This is a genomic window from Paraburkholderia lebeckiae, assembly GCF_014201005.1.
In the GTDB taxonomy this organism is placed as follows: Bacteria; Pseudomonadota; Gammaproteobacteria; order Burkholderiales; family Burkholderiaceae; genus Paraburkholderia; species Paraburkholderia tuberum.
Genome location: NZ_JACHDK010000008.1, coordinates 309,791 through 321,581 on the forward strand (window position 1 = coordinate 309,791; position 11,791 = coordinate 321,581).

An 11,791-nucleotide genomic window follows, 5' to 3' on the forward strand; every position below is an offset into this window, starting at 1 on the left:
TCGGAGTGAATCGATCATAAACGAGCAAAATATATCGTAAACGCTCGTGAGACACAAGCGGTGCGCCCCGGCTCGTCTTGATCTCACGCCACGCCGTGCGGTTCGGGTCGTGAGTCACGGCCGAAAACCAGCCGGTCGAGCAGCCACACCGCGACGAGCGTTGCGCCCATCAGCGGGAAAACGACGCCGAGAAGCGCGAGGCCGGTTGCCCAGCCACGCATCGGCGGCGCGGCGCGCTCGCGCGACGGCGCGCCGAGCGAGCGTTGCGGCCGACGTTTCCACCACATCACGAAGCCGGTCACAGCGAGCGCGCCAAGGCCGAGCGAAATGGCCGCGCACAGTATCTGATTCGCGACGCCGAAGTAGCGACCCATATGCAGCGAGGTGCCGTACGACACGGCCTTCGCGATCGCGCCGTAATCGCCGTAGCGAATGTCCTTCAGGATCGCGCCGCTGTATTGGTCGACGTACAGCGTGCGTTCGTCTTTGGGATTCGCGGGGAACCAGGAAAGCGTGTAGACGCCGGCTGCGGAGTTCGGCAGCACGATGCGATAGCCGTCCGCGATACCGAGCGACGCGGCGAGCGCGACGATATGCCCGAGCGACAGAGGCTGCGCCGCGTCGGTGGCCGCGGAAGAGGGCACGCTCGAGTTGCCCGCGGCCCACGGCGTCAGCGGCAACGGCAGGTCGTCCATGACCATGCCGGGCATCGAGTCCATGTCGGCGTGCGTGGCATGCGCGACCGTGGCGCTCGCGTGGTCCGGGTGGTCCGAGGGCGTTCCCGGCACGATGGAGCGCAACGGCAAGCCGCCCCACGCGCCCGGCGGAGCGCCAAGCTTCGTCGCGGTCGCGAACGACTTGAACTGCTTGCCCCAGGAGCCGGTCCACGGCAGCCCCGTCAATACGAACGCAAGTGCGCCAAGCGCGAGCCAGATGCCGATCACCGCGTGAAGACTTTTCCATAGCGGACGTCCTTTCAGCGCCAGGCGCGGCAGCAGCACCGCGCGCGCGGTCGTTTTGCCGCGCGGCCACCATAGTGCGACGCCGGTGCCGATCATCACGAGCGTCCAGCATGCGGCCAGTTCCATCAGCAGTTCTCCGGGCTTGCCGAGCAGCAGCTTGCGATGAAGCATGCGATCCATCTGCATCAAGCGATGCTCGACGCTCAGCGTGCCCAGCACATCGCCGCTGTACGGATTCAGATAGATGCTCTGCTGCGAGCCGTCCGCGAGACGAAATACGAATTCCGCGCTGCGCTGCGGATCGCGTGTAATCACGGCGGTCGTCGCGATCGAGCCGGGCGGCATCGCCGCGCGCGCTTTCGCGAGCAGCGCGTTGTCGGCCAGCCTCGGGACGGCTTGCGGTGCGACGACCAGTTGCTGTCGATAAAGCAGCGGCTCGATCTGCGGCTGGAAGCAATACAGCGTGCCGGTGATGGCGAGCACGAGTAGAAAAGGCATCACGAAGAGACCCGCGTAAAAATGCCAGCGCCACAGTGTTCGATAGCCTGGATGTGTCGGGCCGCTCGTGGCGGCGGTTGTACCGTTCTGCGCGCGCACGCGTTCGGCGGTTTGAGTCGTGGACATGAAATCCTCGTCGGGCAAATGGGGCGATGGTTCGTGTGCGACAAGCGGTTTGCCGCGTCTTGCGTCAGGCCTAGATATGCAGCTTCGCTTCGACATAAAACGTGCGGCCTGGATACGGGTGGTAGACGAAGTAGCGCGCGTCGAACAGGTTGTCGACGCCGATGCCGAGTTCGCTGAGCTTCGTCGGCTTGAACGTGAACTTCGCGTCGACGACCGTGTAGGTGCTGGTGCCGCCGAACACGTTGGGGTTCGTGTCGGTATTCGTCAGCGTGTTGTACTGACGACCCGAGTAACGCGCGGCGAGCGTCAGCGCCGCGCGCGCGTCGAAGTGATACGTCGCGGCAAAGTTCGCGCGCCACAGCGGAATCCGGTAGAAGTACTTGCCGACCGAGGCCGGACTCCGTGCGTTCTCGAGGATCTTCGACTGCGTGTACGCGACGCTCGCGAGCAGATCGAGCCCGCGCACGAACACGTCTTCGCCCGAATAGCTTGCTTCGACGCCGCGCGAGCGAACCTTGCCGATGTTCTGGAAGTTCGTCACGTTCGGAATCACGGTGGTGTCGGTCTGACTGAAGATCGTGTTCTTCACGTCGTCCTGAAACAGCGAGAAGCGGAACACGCCATTCCAATGCGCCCATTCGGCGCTCAGCTCTTTCGACAGATCGTCTTCGGGCTGCAAATATGGATTGTTGTTGACGATCGCGGAGCCATTGATTTGCCCCTGGAACAGTTCGCTCGCGGTAGGAAAGCGATACGCGCGAGCGATCGACGCGCGCAAAGTCAACTCGTCGCTGACATCGAACGATAACGACGCCTTCGGCGAAAGGTGGCGCTGGCTGGTATTGCTGAACGCGATCGTCGTGCCGGGCAGCGACTGTGCGCCATCGTAGGCTTGCCAGTCTTCATAGCGCACGCCGTAGACGAACTTCCAGCGCGGCAGAAAGCGCCACGCGTCCTGCGCATAAAGAGCTTGCGTCTGCGTCTTGCCGGTGAACGCGTTGGCGAACGAGGTCGCGTCGCCGTCGCGCCAGTCCTGCGTGTTGTAGGTCTGGTTGTCGACGAAGTAGTTGTCGTAGTGGTAGCCGACGCTCAGTGCGTGATTGGCCAGTCCTGGCTGGTTCGTCGAGGGCGTATAGGTGCCGCGCAGGTCCAGCGTCTTCCAGCCGGTGCCGTCGTTGAACAGCACGGTGCCGGGGCCATTGCCCGGGCCGCCGGCATTCGCGGTGCGTGCGACGCCATTGTCGATGTCGTAATACGAGGCGATCGCCTCGCCGTTCCAGCCGGTCGCGTTGCGCGTTTTCAGCGACACGCCGTAGAGCCAGTTCTCGCTGTGCCCGACACCCGGCGCAAACGCGGCCACCGGAATCGTGTAGTGGTAACCGTTGATCGATACGTTGCCGCTGTACACAGGGTTGCCGGCCGCGTCGCGCAGGAACGTCGATGTTTCGCTGTTGTACGTCTGGTGCCAGTAGCCGAGCGTGAAGCCGCCCTGCAACGTCGGCGTGAAGTCGTACTGCATCTTCAGCTTGAACTGGTCCTGCACCGTGTGCTCGATGCCTTCGCCGTTCACACCGAGCACGGCCGTCGGCGCATTGGTCTGGTTGTTGTAGAAATAGGCGCCGGTGACAGGCGTGTCGCCGGCTTTTGCGGGCGTGGTCGATTTAGCGAGCGTTGCGAATTGCAGCGGCTGACTCGTGTTCTCGAGATGATTGACGCCGAGCAGGTACGAGAACTTGCCGATCCGATCGCCGATCGACGCGCTCGCTTCGCTGCCGTTGAAACTCTGGTTCACGCCGAACAGGCTGAAGTGCTGCGTGAATGCCTTCACGTCGGCGTTGGCCTCGAACCGCTTTGGCATGCGCGTGCCGATCAGCACGGTCGCGCCGAGCGAATTGCCCGGATACAGCGCGGAAAACGGCCCGTAGATTACGTCGACCTGCTGGATTTCGTCGGGATACACCATCGACCAGCGCGGCGGAAACGAATAGCTATTGCCGAGCAGGTTGCTCAGCAGCAAGCCGTCCGCATAGACGAGGCCGCGCGCGCTCTGCGTATTGCTGGTGCCGCGCACCGCGATGATCGAATTCAGATCGCCGGTAAAGCGCTTGCGCACCGCCAGGTTCGGCATGTACTTGAGCACGTCCTCCGTGTTGACGACGTTCCAGTTCGCGAACTGATCGCGCGTGACGGTTTCGACGGAGGCGGGCAGGTTCGGATCGACGGCGCGCGGTGCGGCGCTCGCGCTGGCGCTCGCACTGACGCTGACGGCGGGCAGCGTCGCGTCGGTGTTTGCGTCGGCGGCATACGTGGGTGTTGCGAAGAAAGCCGGCACGAAAGCCGGCACGAAGGCAGGCATGAGCGCGGGCCAAAGAACGGAACGACGAACCGCGCGATGAGCGGAAAAGACAGCGTCACGACGGACGCAATAAGAGAGCCTTCGCAGCGCGAAGTTGAACATGAGCGTTTCCTCGATGCATTGAACAGGCGATCGCAGGCCTCGTCGATGTGAGCGACGAATGCGCGATCAGAACCGGTAGCGATCAGGAAACGGCAGGTGGGGCGCGCGGACGTCCCGACGGGAAGGCGCCAAGCGGGGTGAAGCGGGTGGACAGCGTGGGCGGCGCGGTGCCGGCCAGCGGCAGCACGGCCGGCGGCTCGACGGCGGCGAGCGTCGGCATCGCGACGTGATGTTCGAGCAAATGACAGTAGCCGCAGGCGCCGAATGCATCGTCGTGGCTCAGATGCACGGGCGCGGGGCTGGTTTGAGCGACGACGCTCGCATCGCTCACATTGCTTGCACCAGCCGGATGAAGCGCCGAACATAGCGCGGCAATCGGCTCGTGGGCGCGGCCCGATTCGAGCAACTGACTCACGAGCGGCGCGAACACGACGAGCCACATGGCGACGAGGCCAAGCCATGCGGTCAGGTGGTTGCGCGAGTGTCGAGTCATGATCGTCGAAGAAAAGACGGGCGCGATTCTAGCATCACCGCGCGATCCTTTCATTCGCAATGACGGGCATAACGGCGGATTAGACGGTGAAAAAGCGCTTATTTCGGGGCGCTGAGGCCGAGGCGAATCACTTATGCTGTGAAATCGCGCGAGGTGCGCGTATCGAATCAACAGCGCAACAGCGGCGCAACGGCGGCGCACCCGCTGCACGGCCCCGCCGCTGAAACATCGCCACGACACATGACACTCACGCAGACGCCTGCTTCTTCGATCGCCGACATCAGCCAGCGAGCCGTGGCGCTATGTTCGGCCGGGCAGTTCGCCGACGCGTTGCCCCTCGTCGCGCCGCTGCTCGAAGATTCCGCCTTGCCGAACGATCAGCGGGCCGAAGCGTTCAATATCGCCGCTGCGTGTTCGTTCGCGCTGGGTCAGTGGGCGGACGCGGAGAATCGTTGGCGCCAGTGTCTGTATCTGAAGCCCGATTACGCGGACGTCTACGCGAGTCTCGGCTCGCTATTCCGATCGCTCGGCCGCCTGTCGGCCGCGAAGTCGACGTATCGGCAACTGTTGTCGCTGCGCCCGCTCGACGCGAACGCGCATTATCAACTCGGCAACGTGCTTTACGGGCTCGGCTACCGCGCCGAAGCGGAGGCGGCATATCGGCAGGCGGTGACGCTTCACCCCGACCACGCCGAAGCGCATTACAACCACGGCATCGTGCTGCGCGACCTGCGACGCCCGCAGGAAGCAGAAGTGGCTTATCGTCATGCGCTGCGCGGCTTGCGTGCCCATGCCGAATTGCACAACAACCTCGGCAGCGTGCTGATGGAGCTCGGGCGTCTCACGGAAGCGGACGCCGCGTATCGCGAAGCGCTGACGCTGAAGCCGCAATATCCGGAGGCGCTCAATAATTTCGCCGGTGTGCTGAAGGCGACCCAGCGTCTCGCGGAATCGGAGCTGGCTTGCCGGCTCGCGATCGCTATCCGGCCCGACTACGCGCAAGCGCATCTCAATCTTGGCGCGGTGCTCGTCGATCTCGATCGGGTCAGCGAGGCCGAGGCGGCGTACCGCGAAGCGCTCGCGCATCGGGCGGACTATGCGGAGGCGCATTACAACCTCGGCGTGGCGCTGTTCAGGCAGGAACGTTATGAGGAAGCCGAGCGGGCTTACCGAGACGCGATTCGCTGCCAGCCCGGGCTTGCTCATGCGCACAACAATCTGGGTTGCGTGCTGCGCGTGCTAGAGCGATTTCCGGAAGCGCTCGACGCGTTCCGGCAAGCGCTCGCGGTGTCGCCACAACTCGCCGAGGCGCACTCGAACATTGCCAACGCGCTGACGCAACTCGGGCGCTTTGCCGAGGCTGAAGGCGCGTATCGGCAGGCGATTGCATTGAAACCCGACTATGGCGAGGCGCGTTTCAGCCTCGCCGTGTTGCTGCTCGGCTTCGGCCGCTTCGACGAGGGCTGGCCCCTCTACGAATGCCGCTATGAGCAGCCCCATTTCATTCATCGAAAGTCGCGGGCGATGCTCAGTTGTCCGCAATGGCTCGGCGAGCCGCTCGGGGGCAGGTCCGTGTTGCTGTGGCAGGAAGACGGCCTCGGCGACATGCTGCAATTCAGCCGCTACGTTCCGCTGCTGAAGGCGCTGGGGGCCGCGCATATCGCGTTTGCGTGTGCGCCGGCGTTGCATCGGCTGATCGGCGAGGTGGACGGCGTCGATGCGGTGCTCGACCACCACGGAGCGCTCGCGCGCGTTGCGACCTACGATTGCTGGACCAGTCTGCTGAGCGTGCCGTTGTATCTGCGCACGACGCTGGATACGATTCCGCGTCCCGCGCGACTGAGCGCGGATCCCGCGCTCATCGAACAATGGCGCCCCGCGCTCGGTGCACTGCCGCCCGGCCAGCGGGTCGGTCTGGTCTGGAAGGGCAACGCGAAGCATCATAACGACGCGAATCGCTCGATGCCGTCGCTCGCCACGCTCGCGCCGCTGTGGAGCGTGCCAGGCCTGAGCTTCGTGAGCTTGCAGAAGGGGCAGGGCGAGGACGAAGCGCGCAATGCGCCGGTCACCCAGCCGCTGCTCGATCTCGGCGCGCGCGTGACGGACTTCGCGGACAGCGCGGCGATCGTCGCGCAAGTCGATCTGGTGATCTGCGTCGATACATCGATCGCGCATCTGGCGGCGTCGCTCGGCAAGCCGTGCTGGGTCATGCTGCCCGAACGAGACGTCGATTGGCGCTGGATGCACGAGCGCGACGATTCGCCGTGGTATCCGCACACGCTGCGCCTGTTCCGGCGCGCGCCGGGTGAAGACTGGGCGAGCTCGGTCGAGCGCGTGCGGCGGGCGTGCGTCGAGCGATTCGGCGGCGCGCTATGACGCCTCTGTGAGCTGGCGCGCATTTTTCGACGGCCTGCCGGACCCAGCCAGGAATAGTTGAACACTAATCAATGGAAGTGCTCAGTTCGCGCCGATACTGACGGTGCGCGTCACATCGACGACCGACAGCCGGATCGCGTCGATCAATGCGCGCGCGGCCGGTGACGGCGTGCCCGCCGCGCGCATCGTCAGGCCGATCTCGCGCCGCGTGTTGTGCAGCGGTACATCGAGCACCACCAGTTGTCCGGACTGAATCTCGTGATGCAACTGCTGCGCCGACAAGGCCGCCGCCATGTCGGTACCGAGCAGCAGGCCGCGAATCACCGCGAGGTCGGCGGTCTCGACGGTCGGAAGAGGAGGCTTCACCTTCATCCGCTTGAATTGCGTTTCGAACAGCGCACGCGCCGGCGCGTTGCTGCGCGGCAGAATCCACTGCGCGTCGCGCAGACCCATGATGGTCAGATCGTGCGCGTGAGTCAGCGGATGACCGCGGCGCACCAGCACCACCATGTCTTCCGACATTAGCCGCTCGTTTTTCAGGCCGCTCGCCGCGTCGTTGTCGCGCAGCGCGCCGAGAATGAAATCGATGTCGCCCGCGCGCAGACCGGCCACGAGCGTCTCGTACGCGCTTTCGTCGGTGACCACGCGCACGCCGGGATTCTCCGAGGTCATTCGCGCGATCGCCTTCGGCAGGATCAGCGTGCGCCCGAGCGGCAACGCGCCGACCGTCACCGAGCCCTGAATCTTGCCGTGCAATGCGGCGATATCGTCGGGGACGTGGCGCAGTTCGTTCAGCGCGCGGCGTACGTGAAGCAGGAACGTTTCGCCCTCGGCCGTCAGCAGAATGCCGCGCGGGCTGCGGTGAAACAGACTCAGTCCCGAGCCGCTTTCGAGTACCCGGATCGCGGTACTTACCGCGGGCTGGCTGATGCCGAAGGTTTTTGCCGCGCTCGGCATATGCCGATGCCGCGCGAGCGCCGCGAATAGTTGCAACCGCCGCGTGTTGAGCAGATACGCGGGCAATGCGCCTTCCGCGACGGGCCGGCGGCGCGTCTGTCGCGCGGCGCACCATTGCGCGAGCTCTTCGAGTTCAGCGAAGATCCGCTCGCAGCGATGCAGCACCGCGCGGCCGACCGGGGTGGGCAGCATGCCCGAAGGACCGCGATCGAACAGCGATTCGCCGAGCGCCGACTCGAGCTCCTGCACGGAGCGCGTGACCGCCGACTGCGCGCGAAACAACGCGGCCGCCGCGCGCGTCGCGCTGCCCATCTCGGCGACGAGCCGGAATGCGCGCAGTTGCGCGAGATTGAGCAGGTCCTTGCCGCTGACCGACAGCGGCGCTTTGGCGGTCGCCTGGCTGGTTGCGGCGGAAAGCGTGTCGTTGCTCATGCCGCGCCCGCGATCAGATGCAACGACGGCAGCGACAGATTCAGACTTTCCTTCGAGATATGCGTGTGCTCCTTCATCAACGCATCGACGCGCGCGCCTTCGCCTTTTTTCAGCGCGTCGACGATCGCATGATGCTGGCGATGCGCGTACATCAGCATCATGAATTGACGCTCGCGCGCGGATTCGTCGAACGCGATCGTGAACGGCGACACGAACGGCACCTTGTCGTTCAGACTGAGCGCGGCCGTGACCGCGTGGTTCTGCGCCGCTTCTACGATCAGCGCGTGAAAGCGGCCGTTCATCTGCGCGTGGCGCACGTCGTCGCCTGGCTGCAGATGCTTTTGCTCGAAGATCGCGTCGCCCTCATGCAGGCAGTCGTCGAGCGCGGCGGCGAGCGCGGGGCTCAGGCCGTTTTCGGCGACCGAGCGCGCGGCGAGTCCCTCGAGCACGCCGCGCACGTCGATCGCGTCGAGCACGTCGCGCACGCTGAAGCGGCGCACGACGTAACCGCGCGAGCCCGAACGATCGAGCAGGCCTTCCGACGACAGCACGCTCAACGCATAACGCAGCGGCGTGCGCGACACGCCGAGCCATTGCGCAAGCTGCGCTTCGACGAGCCGCTGCCCGGGCGACAGTTCGCCCGACAGGATCTTCTCGCGTAAGGCCTGCACAATTTCTTGCTGGGTGGTCTCGTTCATCGTTTCGTCGCTCGTCGGAAGCACCGCAGTATAGCCACGCGTGCAGCGCCGCTCCAAGCCTTGGAAATGTGCGTTGCGAGTTGTTTTCCGGGCCATCTGTTTTATTTATCGCGTGCCGAGATGCCAAGGCGTCGCGGAAGGCTTGCCGCAGGGGCTTGGGATACCGAGGAAGCCCTGCGCGGCGTGGCTCGGGGCGCGCTTCATTGGCGCTCCAAACGCTCAAATACCGGGTTTTTACTCATCAACCCGGCGCTGTCTCAGGTATACCAGTACTTCCCGTATCGCGGCACTATTTTTATCTTTGTATCCCAAGACGGTCGTGGTGACTAGCGCGGTGAACCTGGCGACCTATCCGATTGGCAGCAGCACGAAGTGACGGAAGAGAACGAATATGGCAAGAATCATTGGTGGTATCGGCACGTCCCATGTACCCACGATCGGGTTGGCGTACGACAAGGGCAAGCAGAACGAACCGGCATGGGCGCCGATGTTCAAGGGTTATGAACCGGTGGCGCAGTGGCTGGCCGAGCAGAAGCCCGACGTGATGGTGATGTTCTACAACGACCACGCGAACAGCTTCTTCTTCGACTGCTATCCCACGTTCGCGCTCGGCGTGTCGCCCAACCACGAATTCGCCGATGAAGGCGCCGGCAAGCGTCCGCTGCCCGACATCGCCGGGCATCCTGATCTCGCGATCCATATCGTCGAGCAACTGGTCGCCGACGAATTCGATCTGACCGTATTCCAGGACCGCCCGCTCGATCACGGCGTCAATTCGCCGCTGTCGCTGATGCTGCCGCATCAGGGCGGCTGGCCGCTGTCGCTGGTGCCGCTCGAAGTCAACGTGCTGCAGTATCCGCTGCCCACCGCGAATCGCTGCTACCGGCTCGGCCAGGCGCTGCGTCGCGCGATCGAATCGTTCGAGCAGGACCTGAAGGTCGTGGTGGTCGGCACGGGCGGGCTGTCGCACCAGGTGCATGGCGAGCGCAGCGGCTTCAACAACACCGAATGGGACATGGAGTTCCTCGACCTGATCGTCAGCGATCCGGAGCGTCTTGCCGCGATGAAGCACGTCGATTACGTGCGCCTCGGCGGCGCGGAAAGCGTCGAGACGATCATGTGGCTCGCGATGCGCGGCGCGCTGGGTCAGAAGGTCCGCGAACTGCATCGCAACTACTACCTGGCGACCAGCACCGCGATGGCCGTGACGATCTACGAAGAAGAGGTGGCGTAATGAATCCGCAACTGGTTGGCGTCGAAGAACTGACCGGCACGTATCCGTTCGATATCCGCCAGAGCATGAAGGCGATGCGCCTGAACCGCTTTTTCTGGCAGATGCGCGAAGCGTCGGCGCGCGCGCTGTGGCTCGAAAACCGCACCGCCTCATACGATGCGGCCGGCCTGACGCCGGAAGAACGCACGCTGGTCGACAACACCGACTGGATCGGTCTGATCCGTTATGGGGTGTCTTTCTTCGTGCTCGAGAAGTTCGCGCGTGTGGTGAAGATCACCAATCTCGGCATGTACGCGAGCATGCGCGGTGAATCGCTCGAAGAGTTTCTGAAGACTCGTCGGGTACCCGACGCCGTTTAAAGGCCGCGCATCGAGGCGCGCATCAAGGCAATGCTGTCCGCTGGGCAATCCGATTTGAAGTTCCGATGTGTAGTTCAAACCATCCGGCTTACTTCGACCCTGCGTCGCAGCGATCGCGACTGCCACTTCGCCCTTGCTGAAGTTGCGAGCCGCAACTATATTGATTGCGTATCGCAACTGATATGCGAGCCCCATCATGGACCTGATCGACGCCCCCGCCAAGCCCCGCGACACGACGATTCTCGAACTCCGCGAGTTTTCCCGCCGGCTGGTCCGCGAACTTGGTTTCATGCGCACGACCATCGCCGACAGCGATCTGGCGCCTTCGGCCGTGCATGCGGTGATCGAGATCGGCATGTCGCCGGGGATCAGCGCCAAAGATCTGGCGACCATCCTGCGGCTCGACAAATCGAATACGAGCCGGCAGATCGCGAAGCTCGAAGCGAGCGGACTGGTCGAGCGCACGGTCTCTGTCGACGATGCCCGTTCCTCCGAGCTGTACCTGACGGCCGAAGGTCAGAGGTTGCGCAAAAAGATCGACCGGTTCGCGACCGATCGCGTGTCCGGCGCGCTGCGGCGCATGGTTCCCGCCGACCAGCAGGCGCTGGTCCGTTCTCTCGCGCTGTACGCGGACGCCCTCGCGCAGGGTGACGTCAGCAAGCTTGCCGCGACGGAAGCGGGGTCCGCGGGAATCGTGGAAGGCTACCAACCCGGCGGCATCGGCGATATCGCGAGTCTGCACGGGCGCTATTACGCGCAACACTGGGGTTTCGGCGCCTTCTTCGAAAAGAAGGTCGCGACGGGGCTGGCGGAGTTCGCGGGCGCATTGCCGGCCGAAGGTAAAGGCCTTTGGCTATACGTCGAAAACGGCCGCACGCTCGCGTCTGTCGTGATCGACGGGGATAACGACACGGGTGTCGCTCATTTGCGCTGGTTCATCGTCGACGATTCTTTGCGCGGCTCCGGGATTGGACGGCAATTGCTGTCGCATGCCATGCGTTTCGTCGACGAGCGGTTCGACGAAACCTATCTATGGACGTTCAAGGGGCTCGACGCGGCGCGTCATCTGTACGAGTCATTCGGCTTTCGGCTAAGTGAAGAATCGGAAGGCACGCAATGGGGAACACGCGTGGTCGAGCAGCGATTCAACCGGCTTTCCGCAAGCAAAGGCGATAAGGGTACTGCCTGATCGACGCGG

General features: G+C 64.0%; 9 protein-coding genes. 4 read left to right on the forward strand and 5 right to left on the reverse strand.

Annotation, left to right across the window (positions count from 1 at the left end):
* Positions 1–83: 83 nt before the first annotated feature.
* The 3 genes from HDG39_RS18270 to HDG39_RS18280 all read right to left on the reverse strand — a co-directional run bounded on the left by HDG39_RS18270 (position 84) and on the right by HDG39_RS18280 (position 4,537).
* Entirely contained in the window at positions 84–1,586 is a 1,503-nt protein-coding gene (locus HDG39_RS18270) for a PepSY-associated TM helix domain-containing protein (protein WP_184007377.1), read from the reverse strand.
* 70 nt (positions 1,587–1,656) lie between these two features.
* Positions 1,657–3,942, reverse strand: coding sequence for a TonB-dependent receptor (locus tag HDG39_RS18275; protein ID WP_409259171.1), 2,286 nt, complete (start codon positions 3,940–3,942; stop codon positions 1,657–1,659).
* A 184-nt stretch (positions 3,943–4,126) separates the two neighbouring features.
* Positions 4,127–4,537 (reverse strand): DUF2946 domain-containing protein, encoded by a 411-nt coding sequence (locus HDG39_RS18280; RefSeq protein WP_184007381.1) that lies wholly within the window; start codon positions 4,535–4,537, stop codon positions 4,127–4,129.
* Between the two features lie 240 nt (positions 4,538–4,777).
* Between HDG39_RS18280 and HDG39_RS18285 the strand changes: the two genes are divergently transcribed.
* Positions 4,778–6,913 (forward strand): tetratricopeptide repeat protein, encoded by a 2,136-nt coding sequence (locus HDG39_RS18285; RefSeq protein WP_184007383.1) that lies wholly within the window; start codon positions 4,778–4,780, stop codon positions 6,911–6,913.
* A gap of 81 nt (positions 6,914–6,994) precedes the next feature.
* Here HDG39_RS18285 and HDG39_RS18290 read toward each other — a convergent pair whose 3' ends face one another.
* Together HDG39_RS18290 and HDG39_RS18295 are read right to left on the reverse strand one after the other, a co-directional pair.
* Entirely contained in the window at positions 6,995–8,302 is a 1,308-nt protein-coding gene (locus tag HDG39_RS18290; protein ID WP_184007385.1) for a LysR family transcriptional regulator, read from the reverse strand.
* Positions 8,299–9,000, reverse strand: a complete 702-nt coding sequence (locus HDG39_RS18295; RefSeq protein ID WP_184007387.1) for a GntR family transcriptional regulator — start codon at positions 8,998–9,000, stop codon at positions 8,299–8,301. Before HDG39_RS18295 ends, HDG39_RS18290 begins: the two co-directional genes overlap by 4 nt.
* 391 nt (positions 9,001–9,391) lie before the next feature.
* Between HDG39_RS18295 and HDG39_RS18300 the strand changes: the two genes are divergently transcribed.
* The 3 genes from HDG39_RS18300 to HDG39_RS18310 all read left to right on the forward strand — a co-directional run bounded on the left by HDG39_RS18300 (position 9,392) and on the right by HDG39_RS18310 (position 11,782).
* Positions 9,392–10,234 carry a gallate dioxygenase gene (locus HDG39_RS18300; protein WP_184007389.1) on the forward strand — a complete coding sequence of 281 codons (843 nt, stop codon included), beginning with the start codon at positions 9,392–9,394 and terminating at the stop codon, positions 10,232–10,234.
* Positions 10,234–10,593, forward strand: coding sequence for a protocatechuate 3,4-dioxygenase (locus HDG39_RS18305; protein ID WP_184007391.1), 360 nt, complete (start codon positions 10,234–10,236; stop codon positions 10,591–10,593). Before HDG39_RS18300 ends, HDG39_RS18305 begins: the two co-directional genes overlap by 1 nt.
* Before the next feature lie 196 nt (positions 10,594–10,789).
* Positions 10,790–11,782 (forward strand): bifunctional helix-turn-helix transcriptional regulator/GNAT family N-acetyltransferase, encoded by a 993-nt coding sequence (locus HDG39_RS18310; RefSeq protein WP_184007393.1) that lies wholly within the window; start codon positions 10,790–10,792, stop codon positions 11,780–11,782.
* The last annotated feature ends 9 nt before the right edge of the window (positions 11,783–11,791 follow it).